We start from the raw sequence: 18,937 nt of genomic DNA on the forward strand, positions 1-18,937 counted from the left end.
GCACCCACGACGTGCGGGCCTCTTCAGGAGAGACAAGCATGAGCACCCCCTACACCCGTCAAATCGAACGCCTGGTCAACGGCATCCCTACCCAGGATGGTGCCGGCGTGAGCCTCACCCGCGTGCTGACCCACGACCTGCAGCGCCGCCTGGACCCGTTCCTGATGCTGGATGCCTTCCACTCGGACGAGCCCGGCGATTACCTGGCCGGTTTCCCCGACCACCCGCACCGCGGCTTCGAAACCGTGACCTACATGCTGGCCGGCCGCATGCGCCACCGCGACAATGCCGGTAACGAAGGCTTGCTGGAACCGGGCGGCATGCAATGGATGACGGCCGGCCGTGGCCTGGTGCACTCGGAGTTGCCGGAACAGGAAAACGGCCTCATGAGCGGCTTCCAGCTGTGGGTGAACCTGGCGGGCAAGGACAAGATGACCGATCCCGGCTACCAGGACATCCCCTCGGCAGGTATCCCCGAGACCGAGCCGCAAGCGGGCGTGAAGGTCCGCGTCTTGGCCGGGACCGCCTTCGGCGTGGCTGGCGCCATCAGCCGCGAGACCACCGAGCCGTTGTATCTGGACCTGAAGCTGGAAGCCGGCGTGACGCTGGACCTGCCGATCCCGGCCACGCACAATGCCTTCCTCTACGTGTATGAAGGCAAGCTGGCCGTAGGTGCGGCAGGCAGCGAGACCCGTGCCGCCGAGGCTGGTCGCATGGCGGTGCTGTCCAACGTGGCGGGCGCCGCCGGTGTGACGGTGCGGGCAGAGCAGGGCAGCCGCTTCCTGCTGATTGCCGGCAAGCCCTTGAATGAGCCGATTGCCCAGTGGGGCCCGTTCGTGATGAATACCCGCGAACAGGTGGAAGCCGCCATCGACGATTTCCGCGCCGGTCGTTTCTGAACCCTTGATTCATCCGAACCCCAGCGGCGGGCAGCCAAGTGCGCCCGCCGCCACAGGAGAGCACCATGAGCAACATTCTTCACCAGATCCACGGCCTGACTCGCGACATCGGTTTTCCGGTGCGGCGACTGCTGCCGGCGGCGGCTGCACGCACGGTCGGTCCCTTCGTCTTTTTCGATCATATGGGGCCGGTGGAATTCGATGCCGGCACCACCGAAGGCGATGTCCGTCCGCATCCCCACATCGGCCTGGCCACCGTGACTTACCTGTTCTCGGGCGCCATGATGCACCGTGACAGCCTGGGCGTGGTCCAGCGCATCACCCCGGGCGCGGTCAACTGGATGGCTTCGGGACGCGGCATTGTCCATTCGGAGCGTATCCCCGACGATATTCGCGAGCAGAAGGTGCCGGTGCATGGTCTGCAGATGTGGGTGGCGTTGCCGGCCGAGCAGGAAGAGGGCGAGCCGCTGTTCCGTCATTACGCCTCGGAAGACATGCCTGAGGCGCAAATCGGCGGTGCGCGTCTGCATGTGCTGGCGGGTTCGGCGTTCGGCGTGAGTTCGCCGGTGGCCACGGCCAGCCCGACGCTGTATGTGGCCGGCAGCACCACGCAAGGGGCCGAGCTGGAGATTGCCGCCGACGTACAGGAACGCGCGGTCTACGTGGTCCGTGGTGACGTGACGCTGGACGGCGAGCGCATGGAACCGGGTACCCTGGCCATTCTGGCACCGGGTGCGGCAGTGGCGCTCAAGGCCGTGGGAGAAACGGTGTTCATGATCCTGGGCGGCGCACCGCTGGATGGTCCGCGCTTCGTGTGGTGGAATTTCGTGGCGACCTCGCGCGAGAAGATCGAAGCGGCCAAGCTGGCGTGGAATGGCCGTGACAAGAACGTATTCCCGGATATTCCCGGTGAGACTGAATGGATTCCGCTGCCGGCGCATTGATACGCCGTGATCCAAAAAGAAAACTGTCTGTCGCCCTGGCGGCGACAGGCAGTTTTTTGTCCGATCAAAGGTAGGCTGGATTGACGGTCAGGATATCCTTCGCACACGCCAAGGCTGCTTCGCATTGCGATTGCACGACGCTCGCCACGCGCTGCGTCATGCGCGGGTCTCCTCCCTGCGCCAGCACTTCGTGGCAGATGTCCGGCAATTTTTTCAGGCTGAGCGTGGCCAGCTCCTTGAGCGCATTGACGACCAGCCTCGGTGCAAGGGCGCACTCATGCGCCATCAAGGCCCAGTCGAAAGCACGAATGGTGCGCGGATCAAAATTGTCGCCCACCGCCATCGCCAGTTGGTCGGCCACCTGAGCGTCAATGAGCGCCAATCCCGACACCATGTCATAAGCTGGCGCCAGGACCAGCCGATTGGCATCGCTGAAGAAACTCAGGTTTTTGGCGTGCGCATCGGTATTGCCGATCAATACCTGGAAGATGAGCCAGCGCAGGAAGCCAAGCTTGGCGGGGCCGGTCGAGTGCATCAGGTCACGGTCACCAAGCAAGCGGAAGAAGCGTTTGAGCGAGGCGCCATCGCGTATCTCCTTGACGTCATCGCCATCGCCAAAGGGGCGTTCGTATTTGAAGTCGACCGGAAGTCCCAGGGCCTGACAGCCGTCTATGCATTGTCGGCGCAAGACTTGCGCGCCGTCGGCCTGCGCTGCTTGCATGTCCCCCCGGGCGGGGACACGATCAAATCGCTCAACCACCAGTACCGGCTCCGGTACGTGCGCCAGTCTCACCGCAGCCGCCCTGACGCCCACCGCGCCTGCCAGCAGCATGCACATCAGTTCGTTGGTGGTCATGCCCGCGAGCTGCCGGCTGACCGGCTCCGGCTTGAGGATGTGGGTGGAGGACTGTTGCAGCGTTTCCGGCAGAAACCACGCATCGCCCTGCTGGAGGACGGCCAGTTTGTCCTGATAACCGGCGATGGACAGCCTGACCCGGCCATCCCATACCGTGAAAGGATGCTCTGGCCGGGCCCGGATGCGCTGCGAGAGTTCCTCCGATGACAGCCGCCTGGCTTGCCGCTCGTCCTTGTCGTGGGGCGTAACGGCGTTGGCGGTGAAGACCAGCGCGCCCGCCGACTCGCGGCCGAGTGCATGCAGCAGACCCGCCAGGTTCGCCTTGGAGAGATGGTAAGTGGCCACAGCGTCGTCCAGCGCCTTTCCTTCCGGAAGCAGGTTCTGGAAGAAATTGCGCACCTCCATGCTGTGACGTTCCCTGCTTTCTGCCTCGGGACGAATCAAGGGAAGGGCCGGTGACAGGGCATGGCCGGATTGCGTCCAGTCATCGTCGTAGCGCAAGGAAAACAGGTTCTCATCGGTGTGGTGCCAAAGCTCGCCGACCCGCACTCCACTCATCCAGATGTTGAGGAACATGCTCATCGATGCCACGCCGGGAACAAGCGCGGGAGTTCTTTCTCCGCAGTGTGTCGTTCCTCTGCCGAGACCGAGAAGAACGAAACGCCCAGGCAATCCGCCACATCAAGCATCTTGCCGATGCTTACCGTCGGCTTGCCCGATTCAATGTCACTCAGGGTTTGGATGGACACGTCCGCCAGTGCGCAAACGTCGGCAATTCGCATCCCGGCTGCTTTACGTGCGGCCCGGATGGCAGCGCCGAAACCTGCTGCTTCGTTGATTTTTCCAAAATATTCTGGCTTTGCCATATGCCCTCCGTATTCTGCTATAGAAGAATATCAGGTTTCTCAATGGCTGAATTCACTCAATATTCTATCAAAATAGAATTTTTCATTGCGGGGGAACGTATTTCGGGAAGGTGAGTGATAAATTCTGCTATGGCAGAATAATTTGCACCGATTTTGAAGGATAAGGCATGCAAGATGATCGAATTGATACCGACCACCTGAAAACAAAACCGCCTGCGGCATTCCAGCGACAGGCGGTTTGTGATCGGCCGTTGCAGCCGTTCATGAGCTGACCGATCAGATCAGCCCGATGATGCGCCCCATCTCGGTGATGTAGGGGCTGTCTTTGAGCACCTGGTTTTCCAGGCTGTCGGCGGCTCGGCGCAGGGAGTGCCAGGTATCGCCGACCTGTCCCGCATGCGGCTGCGGTTCGCTCAGGTGCTGGCGCAGACGGGCGATGTCTTCGCGCAGCTGGTCGGCTTCGGTGCTGCCAGCGGGCAGTTTCTGCAATTCCGCCTCGAACTGGCCGACCATGTCCAGCAGGCGCTGGTGGTCGAACGCTGGGGTTTGCATGGGCTCGCTCATGGATTCTCCTTCGGTGATGGACCGGCTCCATCATAGGCGCATCGCGCCCGGGCCGGCAAAAAAAGCACCGGGTTTTTGCCCGGCATCAAGTTCTGCTATTTGGGTTCGGCCACGGGGCACAAGTTCCGGCAGCGCCGTGCACAGGCCATGCTTTGTTACACTGGCGGCTGTTTTTGCACGGCGCTTCCTGTGCCGCGCTCGCTGATCCCTGATTCATGACCATACACGACGACACTTCCGCTTTCATCACCTGGACCACCGGTGCCACTTCACAGCAACTGCGCTGGCATTCCGAGGCCGGCAATCCGCCCCCCAAGCGCGTCGTCGAGGCGGACGACCAGATGGCTGCCGATGCCGCCTACAAGCTGACCTGCGAGGGAACGGGCCTGCTTTGGCGCGGCGACTTCCAGAATGCACGCCAACTGCTGCAAGCCCTGGGCCGACGTGTGGACCGCGCCCGCGAGCGCGCCCAGGCCAAGAGCAAATCCAAAGCGGCCACCGCCGAGAGCCCGGCGCAAGCCTTCCATCATCATCGCCAGATGCAGGCGCAGCGCGCGCGCATCCTGGGCATGCTGCTCATTCCCGTCGATCCCGGTTTCGTGGTGCCGCTGCGCCGTGCGCCCGACGTGCAGGCCGCCTGCCGCGAAGCCTATGCGCCCTCGCTGTAGGGCACATCCTTTGCGGTCTCGCTGCGCGAGCTGCAGGGCCTGATCGGTGCGCATGAGTGGCGCAAGAAGGGCGTCGAGATCGGCGCACTGGGTAGCCGCATCCATCCGTGGTATGGCGTCTTCTCGCCGGTGCGTGGCGAGTACGTGGACCTGGTGGCCAAGGCCCCGCTGCCCTCGACCGAACTGGCCTTCGATATCGGCGTGGGCAGTGGCGTGCTCTCCGCCGTGCTGGCCCGGCGCGGCGTGCGCAAGATCATCGCCACCGACATGGACCCGCGCGCGCTGGCCTGCGCACGCGAGAACCTGCAAGGGCTGGGGGTCTTGCCGCAGGTCGAATTGCAGGAGGCCGACCTGTTCCCCTCAGGCCGCGCACCGCTGATCGTCTGCAATCCGCCCTGGCTGCCGGCGCGTCCCAGTTCACCGATTGAACACGCGGTCTACGATCCGGACAGCCGCATGCTGCTGGGCTTCCTGAAGGGACTGTCCGATCACCTGACCCCGCAGGGCGAAGGCTGGCTGATTCTCTCCGACTTCGCCGAACACTTGGGTTTGCGCGCCCCCGGCATGCTGGCCGAGGCGATTGCCCAGGCCGGGTTGGAAGTGGTGGCACGGCACGACATCAAGCCGCGCCACGGCAAGGCAGTCGATCGCGATGATCCGCTGCATGCGGCGCGCAGCAAGGAAACCACCAGCCTGTATCGCCTGCGCGCCCGCGCCTGAACGCACCTCATGCCAGCAAGGAGACACCATCCATGAACATGATCCGATGCCTGCCGCTGCTGTTGGGTGCGCTGCTCCTGCCGGCCACGGCCCAGGTCACCACCCGCGATCTGGGCGGCCATTACGGTCCGCAGCAGGGGGTGCCCGTTCCGGTACCGGTCCCTGTCCCGGTGCCGGATGCGCTGAATCGCAACCCGCAGCTGAGCGAACCCATCACCACCTCCGGCAACAGCTGCGCCTGCCAGGTAGCCGAGACCAGTGGCAGCGCTTGCATGATCTTCCTGCGCACCAATGCGGCTGACTGGATTGCCCGCAATGCGCCGCAGACGCCGTTGCGCTCGACGGCCAGCGGACGTTACTACGATGCCTCCTTCGCGCTCGCGGCCAGCGCCTGCGCGGCACGCAAGGTGACACCCGGCAGTGTGAAGGTACATTGGCTGGATCGCCGCAATGCGATCCTGGAATGGAAATAGGGCGCTGATTCGCGCTCAGCGCCTCAGGCCGGCTCCTGCCAGGCCGGGAAATCCAGCAGGACCGCAAAATGCCCGTCGGGCAGGTAAGCAAAGCGCATCTCGCCCGCATGCGCGCGCATGACTTCTTCCACGATGGACAAGCCCAGGCTCGCCCCCATGCGGTTCTCTCCGCGCGGGGCGAAGGGCTTGCGCAGTCGCTCCCAATCCTCGGCAGCAATCCCCGGCCCGTCATCGATGAAGCTCAGGCGATGGCGCTGGCCATCGCTGTCCAGCCGTACGTGCAACAGCCCCGGCGCACCGTATTGCACGGCGTTGTCGAGGATGTTCTTGATGGCCTCGCCCAGCGCAATCGGGTCGCCCTGGATCAGGCAGGGCAGGGGCGGCACATCCAGCGCCAGGTCGTGCGGCGTGCGCGCGCGATTGGAAAGCACTTCCGTCATCTGCGAGCGCACCAGGTCGGCCAGATCGATGCGTTCCTGCAGGCGGCTGTCATTGCGATGCTGGACCATGGCGTGATTGATGAGCTGGTTCACCAGCGCGCCCAGGTGGCGCGTGCGCTCGCGCAGCAGCGCCAAGTGGCGTTGGCGCTTCTCCTCGCTAGGCTCGGTGGCCAGCAGTTCCATCTGCGCCACCAGGGCGGTGACGGGCGTACGCAATTGATGCGCGGCATCGCCGATCACGCGGCGCATGGTGGCGCGGTGGACCACCAGCCTCTCCATGAAGGCATTGATGGCCGAGACCAGCGCATGGGTCTCGGCAGGCACGGTTAACGACAGGGGTGAAAGATCGTTCAGGTCCCGTTCACGGATGGCCGCCTCGATGCGCTTGAGCGGTGCCAGTGCCTGGTACAGGGTGAACATCGCTGCCAAAATCGTCAGGGCGCTCATGGCCACGATCACCACCAGCGCCTTGCCGCCCAGGCTTTGCGCAAAGGACATGCGCGCGTTGTTGGTCTGTGCCAGCACGATCACGGCCCAAGGATGGGCGCTGTCGACCGGCATGCGCCGCCCGATGATGGCCATGCGCACCGGCGTGCCCAGATAATCGCCGTCGCGCAACAGCGGGCCTTGTTCCAGCTCGTTCCAGGGAATCTCCGGACGGAATTCGGCATCGCCCGCGATCACCCGGCCACGCGGATCGAAGACCGCATAGATCGCATGGTCCCCGGTGCCCAGCATCGACAGCGCCGCCAGCGGCACATCGACATTGACCTCGCCATGGTCGTACCAGGTGTTTTCGGCGATCTGCAAGGCACTGCCGGCCAGGATGCGGTCATAGGCCTGGCGCGCGGCCAGCTGGGTCGAGATCCAGATGGCGATGAGCAGCACGGCGGCGCTCACCAGCAGCACCGCGCCTACGCGCACCACCAGCCGCGTGTAGAGCGAGCGTCCGGCGACGACGTGCGGCGAACGGCCCAGCATCAGTGCAGGGCAGCGGCCGGGGTGGACGCGGAAGCTTCACCGGCGGCCGGGGCGTGCAACACCAGCTGATAACCGAGGCCGCGCAGGGTGCGGATTTCGAAGGCGGCAGCGGCCAGTTTCTTTCGCAGGCGCGCCACGTATTGCTCGACCGTGTTGGCGTTGGGCGTGTCGTCGACCGTGAAGAGGCGATCCATCAACTCATCCTTGTTGAAGATGCGCCCCGGCCTTGCCGCAATGATTTCCAGCAGCGTCACCTCGCGCCGGGTCAGCTCGATGGGCTGGCCGTCCAGCGTGGCGGTGCGGCTCTTGCGGTCGATGCACAGGTTGGCACAGTGCAGCAGGTTGGTCGATTCGCCGCCGCTCCGGCGCAGGAGCACGCGGATGCGCGCCTCCAGTTCGCGGAAGTCGAAGGGCTTGACCAGGTAATCGTCCGCCCCCAGGTCCAGTGCGCGCACGCGCTCTTCGATCTCGCCGCAGGCGGTGAGCATGAGCACCGGCGTGTGCTGGCCGCGCGCGCGCAATTGCTCCAGCAGGGCGAAGCCATCGGTCTGCGGCAGCATCACGTCCAGGATCAGCAGGTCGAAGGCCTCGCCCAGGCGGCGCGCGGCGTGGCCGCCGTGGCTTTCCCATTCGACCGTGTGGCCGATGCGGGCCAGGTGGGAAACGATGGCCTCGGCCACGTCGGCAGTGTCTTCGACCAGCAGGATGCGCATGGGATCTCCAGTGTTGTTTTTCGATGCCGCAGCTGTTGGACGCTGCTTGGGCAGGTCGTCATTGTATGGCCGAACCGCTCACGAAAAGAAGACGTCAGGATTTAGTCAGATTCGTTACAGCTTGGCGGCCTAGCATCCGTTCCAGCATCAATAATTCTTATAAATCATTTGGAGACTGGCATGAGCGACCCTGCCCAAGCTGCGGCTATCCTCGACCCATCGCGTCCGCTGTTGGAAATCGATCGCGTCACCCTGCAATACAAGACCACCGATTCACTGGTCACCGCTACCCAGAACGTCAGTTTCAACGTCCATCCGGGCGACCGCTACATCCTGCTGGGTCCTTCGGGCTGCGGCAAATCGACGCTGTTGAAGGCCATCGGCGGCTACCTGCAGCCGACCTCGGGGGCGATTCGTCTCAAAGGGCGGGAAGTGCATGAGCCCGGTCCGGACCGCATGATGGTGTTCCAGGAATTCGACCAGCTGCTGCCCTGGAAGACGGTGCGCCAGAACGTGGAATTCGCGCTGCACGCCAGTGGCCGCCTGCAAGGCAAGGCCGCCGCCGAACGCGCCGAGTACTACATCGGCAAGGTCGGCCTGGCCAAGTTCATCGACAGCTATCCGCACATGCTCTCCGGCGGCATGAAACAGCGCGTCTCGATTGCCCGTGGCATGGCCATGGAGCCGGATGTGCTGTTGATGGACGAACCCTTCGCCGCGCTGGATGCACTGACCCGCCGCAAGATGCAGGATGAACTGCTGCGCCTGTGGGACGACACCCAGTTCACGGTGCTCTTCGTGACCCACTCGATCGAAGAGGCCATCCGCGTGGGCACCCGCATCCTGCTGCTGACACCGCATCCGGGCCAGGTCCGCGCCGAACTCAACAGCATCGATCCCGGCCAGCTGGGAACGGCTGCCCAGGCCGAACTGGAAACCCGCATCAACGACATGCTGTTTGCCCATCACTGAGCCGCGCCGGAGACTTCATCATGCAAACCAATCTGCCCTTCGTCCGCCCGGAAATCCTGGTGGACCCCAATCCCCATGCCACTGCCGAAGTGCAGCGGCCGCTGTCGGCCTCCGAGTCCCTGTATCGCATGGGCTGGCTGCGCAAGACCGTGATCCTGCTGGTGCTGGCCCTGATCTGGGAAGTCTATGGCCGCTGGCTGGACAATGCCTTGCTGTTCCCCAGCTTCAGCGAGACGGTGCAAGCCTTCCTCTCCGGCATCGGCAGCGGCGTGCTGCTGCAGCGTGCGGCCGTGTCGATGCAGACCCTGCTGGTCGGCTATGGCCTGGGCATCCTGCTGGCCGGGCTGCTGACCACGGTGGCCATCAGCTCGCGCATCGGCAATGACCTGCTGGAAACGCTCACCTCGATGTTCAATCCGCTGCCGGCCATTGCGCTGTTGCCGCTGGCGCTGATCTGGTTCGGTCTCGGTACCGGCAGCATCATCTTCGTGCTGGTGCATTCGGTGCTGTGGGCGGTGGCGCTCAATACGCATGGCGGCTTCCGGGCGGTGTCCAACACGCTGCGCATGGTCGGCCAGAACTATGGATTGCGCCGCTTTTCGCTGGTGAAATCGATCCTGATCCCGGCCGCTTTCCCCAGCATCCTGACCGGCCTCAAGGTGGGCTGGGCCTTCGCCTGGCGTACGCTGATCGCGGCCGAGCTGGTCTTCGGCGTCTCCTCGGGAGCGGGAGGCCTGGGCTGGTACATCTTCGAAAACCGCAACCAGCTGGAAACGGCCAATGTCTTCTCGGGCCTGTTCTTCGTGATCATCATCGGCCTGGTGGTGGAGAACCTGATCTTCGCCCAGATCGAGAAGCGCACCATCCGCCGCTGGGGCATGCAGCACTGAGCTGCCGGGCTGCGGACCTTGCCTCCATACAAGGTCCGCGCAAGCCATACATCAACACGCAACGATCCATACAAGACCGATAAACTGACGACCTTCAGGAGACAAGCATGCAACGACGTACCTTCACCAGCCTCATGATGGCCAGCGCCCTGGCGCTGTCCGCCGTATCCGGCACGGCCCGCGCGGAAGCGCAGGAAGTGCGCATCTCGCACGGCTACGGCCTGCTGTACCTGCCGCTGATGGTGATCCGCGACCAGAACCTGGTGGAAAAGCACGCCAAGGCCATGGGCCTGGGCGAGGTCAAGACCAAGTGGGTGCTGCTCGACGGCGGCAACGTCATCAATGACGCCATGCTGGCCGGCAACCTCGACATCGCCGGCACCGGCGCACCGGGCTTCGTGACGCTGTGGTCCAAGGCGCATGGCATTCCGCGTTCGGAAGTGGTGGGACTGGGTGCGCTGTCGACTTCGCCGCTCTGGCTCAATACCAACAACCCCAACGTCAAGTCGCTGAAAGACTTTACGCCCAAGGACAAGATCGCCATTCCCGGCATCAAGACTTCGCTGTCGGCCGTGCTGTTGCAGATGGCGGCGGCCAAGACCTTCGGCATCGAGAACTACGCCAAGCTGGATCCGTTGACGGTGAGCCTGTCGCATCCGGAAGCGATGGCGTCCCTGGTCTCGGGCAAGACCGAGATCACGGCGCACTTCACCTCGCCGCCGTTTTCCTACCAGGAAGCCAAGGCCCCGGGCATCACCCGTGTGTTGAATTCCACCGACGTGCTGGGCCACATTACGATTGACGTGGTCTTTGCGCTGAAGTCCTTCACCGACAAGAATCCCAAGCTGACTCAGGCTTTCATGGCCGCGCAGGAAGAGGCCAACGCCTACATCGCCAAGAACCGCAAGGGCGCAGCCGAGATCTTCCTGCGCGTCTCCAAGCTGAAGCTGCCGCAGGAAGAAGTGGAGCAGATGCTGGCGGACCCGGGCACCGAGTTCACAAGCACCCCGGTGGACATCATGCAATACGTGATCTTCATGGGCAAAGCCGGCACCATCAAGACCAAGCCCGCGGTGTGGCATGAGATGTTCGTGCCGGTGTTCAAGGAGCGCAAGGGTAGCTGATTCGACGCGGCAACCCCGGACAGGGGTGTATTTCGTATGGTGTGTGGCGATCGCCGCTGCAACGTAGTTGCGAGCTCAGGCGCGCAAATGCTTCAATCGATACCTCATCGTGGTCATCAACACGAGGCAGAAAAAAGCCATGCCGAACGCCAGTTTGGCACTGGCGACGTTTTCTGCCCGCGTGTCTCGTGAGTGGATGACGAAGACCTCACGACCTTCCAGGAACACCCGCACCAAGTCATTCCCACATACCTGCGACTGGACATGCATGCCGTTGCGGGCGTTTTCCAAGGCGTTCCATGCACCCCCATGGCCGTGGCGGAGTGGCCAGGAAAGTGCGTATTGATGCGTGCCATCCAGCAGGAAATCCGAGTTGGCCGTTTTCTTGAGAATGCCTGTTCTCGTGGCGAACTTGCATGGAAGTCCGATTGGCTTTTCGAAGTACGAATAGCTTCCCATGACGATAAAGATGATCGTAAAACACAGACTCATCCAGAGAATGGAGTGCGTCTTCTGAATAGCAGAGAGCGGGTCTTTGGCTTTGGCTGCCATGTGGAAATCCGATTCAGATCCTTGGACGTTGAGCTCATCACAATAAGGCGAACCCGTCGTGTTTCGCCAGGATAGATTGTCGGTCCGATGTGTGCAGTGATGCGCGCTGCCGATTATCGCAGAGATGGTAAGGCAACTTATGCAAGTTCAGTCTTGAAAAATTCGCACGTTTTATGTTAAACTTGCAGACAATTAATCATTATTGGTCTCGCGCCGAGGTGTCATCATGCAAAGCTGGACTCTTGAGCAATTGCGTACTGCAACGGAGGCGGGCGGAGTTTCTGCCGTCAGGTTGCAGGCCGAAGGCGGCGGGTTCTACGTCCGGATTACGACCAAGAACAATGCGGAAGCCGTACTTTCGCATGCGCGCAGCGATGAACCGCGTACGTTTCCCAATCCGCTTCCTGCCATTACCTTGTTGCGCAAGCTTGGCCTGATGGTAGGCACATTTGATATTTCCAACTGGAATCCCGAGCTCAAGCCGTTGGCGCGTACACGGCCCGATCGCGCCGCAGCCATGAAGAACGCCAATGAAGCCGTCGAACATGATCGCTGGTTCCGCGCTCAAGTGGAACAGGGATTGGCCGAAGCCGATGATCCCGCGACCCAATGGATAAGCCAGGAGCAAGCGCAGGCAAGTTGGTCCGAAAAACGGGCCAATTTGTTGAGGCAGGTGAAGAGGGGGAAGTGATTGATTTTACGTTGGCTTCCCAGGGCGTTTCTTGACCGCGATGCTTTGATCGATTACATCGCTCAACATAATCTCAGCGCTGCGATTGATCAGGGCGACAAGATTGAAGATCAACTTCTTCATCTTCTTGCGCATCCGCTTCTGGGGCGAGCCGGACGCATAAACGGTACCCGCGAGTTGGTCATCAGTGGCACTCCCTTCATTGCTGTTTATCGTTATCGGCCACGTCAACGTGTGATCGAAGTCATTCGTCTTCTTCATGGCGCGCAGCAGTGGCCGCCTGAGGACGACTGAAAGCAGTCGCGTCTTCGCCTGCCGGCGCATGTCATTTGAATATGCCCGACATTTTGCTTACGTTTCTTCATGCCGAAAAACACCGCCCTCCACTGGATCGTCGATGAAGACCGTCTCTTCACCGACATGGCCGATTCACCCGACAATCCCTGCACTGCCTGTGGTGGCTGCTGCGCGCATTTCCGGGTGTCGTTCTATTGCGGCGAACTCAGCGATGGATTGGGCGGCATGGTGCCGGTGGAACTCACCAGCAAGGTCAACGACACGCTGGCCTGCATGAAAGGCACGGAAAACGGCCATGGCCGCTGCATCGCACTGGTCGGGGAGCTGGGCAAACCGGGCGTGGGATGCCGCATCTACCCGCAGCGGCCCAGCACCTGCCGTGAATTCTCTCCCTGGGAGCCCGACGGGCAACCCAATCCCGCCTGCCAGCAACGACGCGCAGCCCTGGACCTGCCCGCGCTGGCTGCCTTGCCGCCGGAACAGGCAGCACCCCTCGCCACCGCCTGAGGCTCAGTCGCCCGCTGCCTCGCCGCACAGTGCGGCCAGCGCATCGCCCAGCGATTCGGGCCGTCCCTCGAACAGTCGTTGCAGCGCTTGCGGATCGGCCAGCAACGCATACAGCGCACTGCGCGCAGCATAGTCGGTCGCCATGCGGACTGCCGCCAGGATGTAGTCGTCCAGCGTGGCGGCAATGGTCCAGTCGGGAAGTCCGATACGGCGGAACAGCCCCTCATCGATGTGTTCGAAAACCTCCGGCCCGGTCTTGCAGACACCCGGCAGTCCTACCGTGAAGGCATCGATGATCCCATTCGTATTGCCGAAGGGCAGGGGCGACAGGAACATGTCGCACTGGTTGAAGAGCGACAGGTACTGCTGGTAAGGCTGGTGCGGATAGACTTGCGCGCTCGGAACGTAGCGCAGGATCAGCCGTTGCAGCTGCGGATAGAGCAGCCCTTGTGCCTGCCCCACCAGGAAATGTAGCCGCACTTCGCGCGCCGCACCACCTGGCACTTGCGCCGACAATTCCACGATGCGCTGGCAGGCCATCAGGAAGCGCGGGTTCAGTTTCATGGTGGTGGCGGCCACGGCCACGTTCACTACCGGCTGATTGCGCCGCTGCAATTGCGGCACGATGAAGGGCACGGCCGAGGGCCGGTAGGGTTGTCCGTCGGCAGGCAGGCGCAGCAGTTGCTCGCTGAAGCAGGCCGGGTCGCCGATGAAATCCTCTTCCACGCTGATGTAGTCGATGCGCGGCGAGCAGGTGGTCGCCGGATGCCCGAGCGCCGCCACCTGCAAGGGCGCCACGCGCAGATTGGCGGCGAACATGGTGATGGGGAACATGCCCACGCTGGGCATGTAGAACACCCGCGGTCGGTGCGCCGTGGCAATCTCGCGCAGCGTCTGCAGGCTGGCCATCAGATTGCCCGGCTGCGCCAGCGTGATGAATTCATCGAAGACGGCACGGCCCAGTTCGTCGGTATTGGCCGCGTAGCCCAGGGCCACCACGTGGAAATGACGGCGCGCCGCTTCCAGGGTCTTGGAGTGGGTGCGATAGATCGAATGCCCGCCCGAAAACCATTCCAGCAAGACCAGCATCACCGGCTTGCCATTGACGCGTGCATCGCCGGTCTGCGAAAGGTCGCCCAGCCCTTCAGCATCCAGCTTCCTGCGCAGCAGCTGGTTGATTGCGCCCTTGATGCGATGGCGCTGCGGCAGGTCGGCGTAGCTGCAGTGCATGTAGACATCATGCAGGACGGCCACTGGCAGGCCGTCCAGCGATTCCAGCTCGGGCAGCCGGTCAGGCAGCCACTGCAGCAGCGCTTCACGCTTGGAATGCGCCGCCGGCGTACCGAGAAAACGCGGTGACATCAGCGCCAGGAAGAGGGCAGCGGCCAGCGGCTTGTTTTGCGCCCACAGGGCTTCCACATCCAGTGCCAACTCCGACTCGGGCGAATACAGCAGACAGAATTTCACCAGGTCCAGCGGCTTGACCTCAAACACTTTGGCCTGTGGCCCGCCGAAATTGAGCGAGCGCAGGATGTGGTCGGCATTGATGAAGTGGCTGGCACCGAAGAGGGCCGCCAGCCAGCGCTGGAAGTGGATCAATTGACCGAAGCCGTTGGGGCTCAGGTGAAAGCCGGGGTCCGACAGCAGGGCCGAGATGGCACCGGTGATGCGGGTCAGCGTGTGCTGTTCCAGTTCAGCCTGGGTTACGGCCGGGGAGACCTGCAGCGAAAACTTGCCGGCCAGCTGGCCATACTGGCGGTCGATCAGTTGCAGCAGGCGCACCAGTTCCCGTGCCGCAGGTTCCTGCTGGCGCGCGTAACAGAGATACTCGAAGTTTTCCAGGGAGAAAATGTTGTCTTGGCTGGCCGTCATTGTGTTCTCGTTGTCGGGCTTGGGCTGCCGGCATTGTGCCGTCTCTCCGGGATCACTGCCAGTGCTTTGGAGCCTGTTCCCATGCAATCTGCGAGATGCGTTGCCCCCACAAGCCTAGTGCTGAGCCGGAGGCTCCTGCGCGGGCTGCGCAAAGATCAGGCCCGGCGCCAGCGGAGAACGATACAAGCGCGGCGCCCCGTGGGCCGCGTCCGGAATCACCTGCTGCGGATGGTGTATCGGGATCTGCCATTGCCCGGCCAGAAACTGTTCATAGTCCCGGTACGCCAGTTGCCGCGCCAGCCGCGTCGGTCCCTGCAGCGCTGCGCCGCAGGAGCGGTCGAGGAAGCGATGCTGCGGATCGACATCACGCCCGCCCACCAGGTAGCGCACGTCACGAGCCGCATAGCGTGCCCATAGCTGGCGCGCCTCCAGATGCTGCTGCACCAGGTAAGCGGGAGGCTCGACGAGACCGTAACGGTAGTGGTCGTAATGCGGGCAGGACGCCGCTGCCGGTACCGCGAATGCGCCTGCCTGCGGACGTTCCGGGCTCACGTAGAGATAGGACGAAGGACTGGAAATGATGTAGCGTACCTGAATCCCGGCGGCCTGCAAGGTCTCCGCGACCGGATTGAGCAAGGCGTAGCGCTGCATCAGCTGGGCCCCGGCGGAATGGCCGATCAGGACGATCTCGCGCAGGTCGGGAAAGCGCCGGGGCTCTGCCAGCCAGCGCACCAGGTCATCCAGTGCCGCGAAGCTGCTGATCCCCGTAACGCCTCGAATGGAGGCTGCTCCTTGCATCCAGCCGTTGCCGGCCCAGATCGGCATGCCTGGCAAGAGACCGGCATCCTTGCTGGCCATGAAGTTGGGTGCCAGCAGCAGTGTATTGCCTGAGGTCAATGCTGCCTGCTGCAGCAGGTGTTGACCGAGGGCAAAGTAGTCAACCGCATTGCGCTTGACCCCGTGCACGATGATGACGGCGCGCTCGACATGGCTGGGGAGATCGTTCAGATCGGCGTTGGCATAGACGGCCATGGTGTAGGGCGTGCTGCCCAGCGAGAGCGCCTGACGCGCCTGCGCAGGGGCGGGCGGGGAGGACGATGAGGACTCGGCTGCTGCTGGCAACGCCCACAAGGCGGCGATGAGCAGGGTAGAAAATCGGACTGAGCGGACCAGGGGGACTAAGCGGACCATCGGCGTGCCATAGGTTCAAGTGCAGGCTTGCATGCGAATGCATATGTGCAGAATATACCTCGTTGCGGCATGGCCGGTCGTGCATGCCTCTCGTTTCATCGTACCGGTGGGTGGCGATCAGTGCCGGGTCCGTGCCTGCAGCATGGCCGACGGCGTCTGCCCGAACAGCTTCTTGTAATCGCAGGAGAACTGGCTGAAATTGGCAAAGCCCCAGGCGGCCGCGATGTCGCCGATGCTGCCCACGGCCTGGCTGCCATCACCTTCGCACAGGGCCCGGCGCACGCCGTTCAGGCGCAGCGACCGCAGATAGCTCATGGGACTGATGCCCAGTACATCCTCAAAGCAGTATTGCAGAGTACGGCGGCTGACATGGACCGCTTCACACAGCATGGGCACGGTCACCGGACTGTCCTGATGCGCCATGGCGAACTCGCGCGCATCGTTGACGATGCGGCGGCGGCGCAGGAAGCTGGCCCCCGCTTCAGCCTCGATCTCGCCTTCATCGAGCATCGCCAGCAGCGCCACCAGCACTGCTTCCTGGCGCAGCTGCAGGGCGGCGTGCGCTTGGGCACCGCTGGCCTGTCCGGCCAGGGTCAGCAGGGCAGCGATCTGCTTGCGGCACTCCTCCAGCCCCTGGTGATCGACTTTCAGCAACTCTGCCTGGCCCAGACGTTTCCAGTCCAGCGATGCCATGCAGCCCAGGCGTGCCGCGCTGGACTGCAGGGCATCGCGCTGGACCACGATGCCATAGATCTCGTGTGCATCCGGCGTGACCAGTTCGAATTCGCAGGCACCGGGCCGCGTCATCACCACATCCTCGCCGACCTGGCGGCCGTTGATGCGCATGCCACTGGTGCGCACCTCGATGCCGAACCAGAAGGCGTCCGGCCACACCTGGCAGGACTGCCGTACCGCACGGCTGCTGGCCTCGCGGAAGATCTGCAGGCCGCTGCTCTGCCATTCCTGCAGCACGCCTTCGAAAGCGCCGCAGGTGATCTGGTCGTAGCGTTGCTCCCAATCGGTCAGGTTGTGCGCATGCTCATCCACGTCGCGCGCAACGGCGGTGCGCAATGCCCGCTGGCTGTGCGTGGCAGATGTGTCAGCTTGGGACAGTGCGAGAGAGGGCATGGACAGGCTCCTTGATCGACGGGGCGGCGGGCAAGCCGCGCAGTTTTGCCGAATTTCGATAACGCCGCTGAAATCGCCGTTGCTATATTGCGTCGGCAGGGCAGCGCATTGCGCGAAATCAAGCAAGCGCCATGCCCGCCCGTCCTTTCACAGGGGCCGCCATGCAGCGGTTCCGCCTTCGCGCCAAAGGGAGAATCCGATGAATGCAAGCTCTTCAGGGCAGGGGCACACGCTCAAGCCCGTCCTGTCCACCCTGCAGCTCTGGGCCATTGCGGTCGGGTTGGTGATTTCCGGCGAATACTTCGGCTGGAGTTATGGCTGGGCCAGCGCCGGCACGCTGGGCTTCACGGTCACGGCGCTGTTCATCGCGTCCATGTATGCCACCTTCATCTTCAGCTTCACTGAACTCACCACCTCGATTCCCCATGCGGGCGGGCCGTTTGCCTACAGCAAGCGCGCCTTCGGGCCGGTCGGCGGCTATCTGGCCGGGGCCGCCACGCTGATTGAATTCGTCTTTGCGCCACCGGCCATCGCACTGGCCATCGGCGCCTACCTGAATGTGCAGTTCCCCAATATCGATCCCAAGCTGGCGGCACTGGGGGCGTATCTCGTGTTCATGACGCTCAACATCGTCGGCGTGCAGATCGCGGCGACCTTTGAATTGTTCGTCACGCTGCTGGCGATCTTCGAGCTGCTGGTGTTCATGGGCGTGGTGGCGCCGGGCTTCTCGCTGGCCAATTTCACCAAGGGCGGCTGGTCCGGCAGTGATGCCTTCAGCATGGCGGCGGTGCCGGGCATGTTCGCGGCGATCCCGTTTGCGATCTGGTTCTTCCTGGCCATCGAAGGCGTGGCCATGGCGGCTGAAGAGGCCAAGGACCCCAAGCGTTCCATTCCCATCGCCTACATCACCGGCATCCTCACGCTGGTGGTGCTGGCCATTGGGGTGATGCTCTTTGCTGGCGGTGCGGGCGACTGGACCAAGCTGGCCAACATCAACGACCCGCTGCCGCAGGCCATGAAGCTGATCGTCGGCGACAACAGCAACTGGCTGCACATGCTGGTGTGGCTGGGCCTGTTCGGGCTGGTGGCGTCCTTCCACGGCATCATCCTGGGCTACTCGCGCCAGATCTTTGCGCTGGCCCGCGAAGGCTACCTGCCGGCGTATTTCGCCCGCGTCCATCCGCGTTTCAAGACGCCGCACCGCGCCATCCTGGCCGGCGGGGTGGTGGGGATCGCCGCCATCTACAGCGATGAACTCATCAAGATCGGCGGCCAGACGCTCACGGCCAACATCGTCACCATGTCGGTATTCGGCGCCATCCTGATGTACATCCTGTCGATGCTCTCGCTGTTCCGCCTGCGCCGCGCCGAGGCCGGCCTGGAGCGGCCTTTCCGGGCACCGCTGTATCCGTACTTCCCGGCCTTCGCGCTCTTCGGTGCGCTGGTGTGCATGGCCACCATGATCTGTTACAACCCGCTGATCTTCGGCATCTTCGTCGCCTTGCTGGCACTGGGCTATGCCTGGTTCCTGGCGACGGCACGCCAGCGTGCGGAAGGGGCGGCGGCGGTTGCAGAATTCTGAACGATAT

19 protein-coding genes and 1 pseudogene are annotated in these 18,937 nt (G+C 63.1%); 11 read left to right on the top strand and 9 right to left on the bottom strand.

Annotated features, from left to right (window positions below):
- Window positions 1-38 precede the first annotated feature (38 nt).
- Entirely contained in the window at window positions 39-899 is an 861-nt protein-coding gene (locus ACWHXP_RS07180; RefSeq protein ID WP_489622978.1) for a pirin family protein, read from the top strand.
- 65 nt (window positions 900-964) lie between these two features.
- A complete protein-coding gene (locus ACWHXP_RS07185; protein WP_489634148.1) occupies window positions 965-1,843 on the top strand; it encodes a pirin family protein in 879 nt (292 codons plus the stop codon).
- A 64-nt stretch (window positions 1,844-1,907) separates the two neighbouring features.
- Here ACWHXP_RS07185 and ACWHXP_RS07190 read toward each other — a convergent pair whose 3' ends face one another.
- The 3 genes from ACWHXP_RS07190 to ACWHXP_RS07200 form a co-directional block, all read right to left on the bottom strand.
- Complete coding sequence (locus tag ACWHXP_RS07190; protein WP_489634147.1) at window positions 1,908-3,281, bottom strand: HipA domain-containing protein; 1,374 nt, start codon at window positions 3,279-3,281, stop codon at window positions 1,908-1,910.
- Window positions 3,278-3,565, bottom strand: coding sequence for a helix-turn-helix domain-containing protein (locus tag ACWHXP_RS07195; protein ID WP_121045632.1), 288 nt, complete (start codon window positions 3,563-3,565; stop codon window positions 3,278-3,280). Before ACWHXP_RS07195 ends, ACWHXP_RS07190 begins: the two co-directional genes overlap by 4 nt.
- Before the next feature lie 276 nt (window positions 3,566-3,841).
- Window positions 3,842-4,129, bottom strand: a complete 288-nt coding sequence (locus tag ACWHXP_RS07200; RefSeq protein ID WP_034335895.1) for a hypothetical protein — start codon at window positions 4,127-4,129, stop codon at window positions 3,842-3,844.
- 215 nt (window positions 4,130-4,344) lie between these two features.
- Here ACWHXP_RS07200 and ACWHXP_RS07205 point away from each other — a divergent pair.
- Both ACWHXP_RS07205 and ACWHXP_RS07210 read left to right on the top strand, forming a co-directional pair.
- Window positions 4,345-5,517: pseudogene (locus ACWHXP_RS07205) on the top strand (50S ribosomal protein L11 methyltransferase).
- Between the two features lie 32 nt (window positions 5,518-5,549).
- Window positions 5,550-5,990, top strand: a complete 441-nt coding sequence (locus ACWHXP_RS07210) for a hypothetical protein (protein WP_489634146.1) — start codon at window positions 5,550-5,552, stop codon at window positions 5,988-5,990.
- Between the two features lie 23 nt (window positions 5,991-6,013).
- On the opposite strand, the gene ACWHXP_RS07215 is transcribed toward ACWHXP_RS07210, so the two are convergent.
- Window positions 6,014-7,411: a sensor histidine kinase gene (locus ACWHXP_RS07215; protein ID WP_489622974.1), complete on the bottom strand. Its 1,398-nt coding sequence runs from the start codon at window positions 7,409-7,411 to the stop codon at window positions 6,014-6,016.
- Window positions 7,411-8,124, bottom strand: coding sequence for a response regulator transcription factor (locus ACWHXP_RS07220; RefSeq protein ID WP_134136473.1), 714 nt, complete (start codon window positions 8,122-8,124; stop codon window positions 7,411-7,413). Before ACWHXP_RS07220 ends, ACWHXP_RS07215 begins: the two co-directional genes overlap by 1 nt.
- Window positions 8,125-8,304: 180 nt before the next feature.
- Here ACWHXP_RS07220 and ACWHXP_RS07225 point away from each other — a divergent pair, with 180 nt between their 5' ends.
- The 3 genes from ACWHXP_RS07225 to ACWHXP_RS07235 all read left to right on the top strand — a co-directional run bounded on the left by ACWHXP_RS07225 (window position 8,305) and on the right by ACWHXP_RS07235 (window position 11,110).
- Window positions 8,305-9,096 carry an ABC transporter ATP-binding protein gene (locus tag ACWHXP_RS07225; protein ID WP_134136471.1) on the top strand — a complete coding sequence of 264 codons (792 nt, stop codon included), beginning with the start codon at window positions 8,305-8,307 and terminating at the stop codon, window positions 9,094-9,096.
- 20 nt (window positions 9,097-9,116) lie between these two features.
- Window positions 9,117-9,986 carry an ABC transporter permease gene (locus ACWHXP_RS07230; RefSeq protein ID WP_489634145.1) on the top strand — a complete coding sequence of 290 codons (870 nt, stop codon included), beginning with the start codon at window positions 9,117-9,119 and terminating at the stop codon, window positions 9,984-9,986.
- 107 nt (window positions 9,987-10,093) lie between these two features.
- Entirely contained in the window at window positions 10,094-11,110 is a 1,017-nt protein-coding gene (locus ACWHXP_RS07235; RefSeq protein ID WP_310837699.1) for an ABC transporter substrate-binding protein, read from the top strand.
- A 75-nt stretch (window positions 11,111-11,185) separates the two neighbouring features.
- On the opposite strand, the gene ACWHXP_RS07240 is transcribed toward ACWHXP_RS07235, so the two are convergent.
- Entirely contained in the window at window positions 11,186-11,662 is a 477-nt protein-coding gene (locus ACWHXP_RS07240) for a hypothetical protein (RefSeq protein WP_134136470.1), read from the bottom strand.
- 226 nt (window positions 11,663-11,888) lie between these two features.
- Between ACWHXP_RS07240 and ACWHXP_RS07245 the strand changes: the two genes are divergently transcribed.
- The 3 genes from ACWHXP_RS07245 to ACWHXP_RS07255 all read left to right on the top strand — a co-directional run bounded on the left by ACWHXP_RS07245 (window position 11,889) and on the right by ACWHXP_RS07255 (window position 13,157).
- On the top strand, window positions 11,889-12,353 hold the full coding sequence (locus tag ACWHXP_RS07245) for a hypothetical protein (RefSeq protein ID WP_034335887.1): 465 nt from the start codon (window positions 11,889-11,891) through the stop codon (window positions 12,351-12,353).
- Window positions 12,354-12,647: a type II toxin-antitoxin system RelE/ParE family toxin gene (locus ACWHXP_RS07250; protein WP_083859711.1), complete on the top strand. Its 294-nt coding sequence runs from the start codon at window positions 12,354-12,356 to the stop codon at window positions 12,645-12,647. It begins immediately after the preceding gene.
- Between the two features lie 69 nt (window positions 12,648-12,716).
- Window positions 12,717-13,157, top strand: coding sequence for a YkgJ family cysteine cluster protein (locus ACWHXP_RS07255; RefSeq protein ID WP_489622972.1), 441 nt, complete (start codon window positions 12,717-12,719; stop codon window positions 13,155-13,157).
- A gap of 3 nt (window positions 13,158-13,160) precedes the next feature.
- On the opposite strand, the gene ACWHXP_RS07260 is transcribed toward ACWHXP_RS07255, so the two are convergent.
- The 3 genes from ACWHXP_RS07260 to ACWHXP_RS07270 all read right to left on the bottom strand — a co-directional run bounded on the left by ACWHXP_RS07260 (window position 13,161) and on the right by ACWHXP_RS07270 (window position 17,348).
- Window positions 13,161-15,029: a peptide transporter gene (locus tag ACWHXP_RS07260; protein WP_489634144.1), complete on the bottom strand. Its 1,869-nt coding sequence runs from the start codon at window positions 15,027-15,029 to the stop codon at window positions 13,161-13,163.
- 114 nt (window positions 15,030-15,143) lie between these two features.
- Window positions 15,144-16,220, bottom strand: coding sequence for an alpha/beta fold hydrolase (locus tag ACWHXP_RS07265; protein ID WP_489634143.1), 1,077 nt, complete (start codon window positions 16,218-16,220; stop codon window positions 15,144-15,146).
- A gap of 117 nt (window positions 16,221-16,337) precedes the next feature.
- On the bottom strand, window positions 16,338-17,348 hold the full coding sequence (locus ACWHXP_RS07270) for a helix-turn-helix domain-containing protein (protein ID WP_489634142.1): 1,011 nt from the start codon (window positions 17,346-17,348) through the stop codon (window positions 16,338-16,340).
- A gap of 199 nt (window positions 17,349-17,547) precedes the next feature.
- Between ACWHXP_RS07270 and eat the strand changes: the two genes are divergently transcribed.
- Window positions 17,548-18,930 (top strand): ethanolamine permease, encoded by a 1,383-nt coding sequence (eat, locus tag ACWHXP_RS07275; RefSeq protein ID WP_489634141.1) that lies wholly within the window; start codon window positions 17,548-17,550, stop codon window positions 18,928-18,930.
- Window positions 18,931-18,937 lie beyond the last annotated feature (7 nt).

The sequence above is a fragment of the Herbaspirillum sp. Her2 genome (assembly GCF_057961375.1).

Coding starts and splice junctions, on each gene's coding strand:
- ACWHXP_RS07180 (WP_489622978.1), top strand. CDS start 39: ATGAGCACCCCCTACACCCGTCAAATCGAACGCCTGGTCAACGGCATC.
- ACWHXP_RS07185 (WP_489634148.1), top strand. CDS start 965: ATGAGCAACATTCTTCACCAGATCCACGGCCTGACTCGCGACATCGGT.
- ACWHXP_RS07190 (WP_489634147.1), bottom strand. CDS start 3,281: ATGAGCATGTTCCTCAACATCTGGATGAGTGGAGTGCGGGTCGGCGAG.
- ACWHXP_RS07195 (WP_121045632.1), bottom strand. CDS start 3,565: ATGGCAAAGCCAGAATATTTTGGAAAAATCAACGAAGCAGCAGGTTTC.
- ACWHXP_RS07200 (WP_034335895.1), bottom strand. CDS start 4,129: ATGAGCGAGCCCATGCAAACCCCAGCGTTCGACCACCAGCGCCTGCTG.
- ACWHXP_RS07210 (WP_489634146.1), top strand. CDS start 5,550: ATGAACATGATCCGATGCCTGCCGCTGCTGTTGGGTGCGCTGCTCCTG.
- ACWHXP_RS07215 (WP_489622974.1), bottom strand. CDS start 7,411: ATGCTGGGCCGTTCGCCGCACGTCGTCGCCGGACGCTCGCTCTACACG.
- ACWHXP_RS07220 (WP_134136473.1), bottom strand. CDS start 8,124: ATGCGCATCCTGCTGGTCGAAGACACTGCCGACGTGGCCGAGGCCATC.
- ACWHXP_RS07225 (WP_134136471.1), top strand. CDS start 8,305: ATGAGCGACCCTGCCCAAGCTGCGGCTATCCTCGACCCATCGCGTCCG.
- ACWHXP_RS07230 (WP_489634145.1), top strand. CDS start 9,117: ATGCAAACCAATCTGCCCTTCGTCCGCCCGGAAATCCTGGTGGACCCC.
- ACWHXP_RS07235 (WP_310837699.1), top strand. CDS start 10,094: ATGCAACGACGTACCTTCACCAGCCTCATGATGGCCAGCGCCCTGGCG.
- ACWHXP_RS07240 (WP_134136470.1), bottom strand. CDS start 11,662: ATGGCAGCCAAAGCCAAAGACCCGCTCTCTGCTATTCAGAAGACGCAC.
- ACWHXP_RS07245 (WP_034335887.1), top strand. CDS start 11,889: ATGCAAAGCTGGACTCTTGAGCAATTGCGTACTGCAACGGAGGCGGGC.
- ACWHXP_RS07255 (WP_489622972.1), top strand. CDS start 12,717: ATGCCGAAAAACACCGCCCTCCACTGGATCGTCGATGAAGACCGTCTC.
- ACWHXP_RS07260 (WP_489634144.1), bottom strand. CDS start 15,029: ATGACGGCCAGCCAAGACAACATTTTCTCCCTGGAAAACTTCGAGTAT.
- ACWHXP_RS07265 (WP_489634143.1), bottom strand. CDS start 16,220: ATGGTCCGCTTAGTCCCCCTGGTCCGCTCAGTCCGATTTTCTACCCTG.
- ACWHXP_RS07270 (WP_489634142.1), bottom strand. CDS start 17,348: ATGCCCTCTCTCGCACTGTCCCAAGCTGACACATCTGCCACGCACAGC.
- eat (WP_489634141.1), top strand. CDS start 17,548: ATGAATGCAAGCTCTTCAGGGCAGGGGCACACGCTCAAGCCCGTCCTG.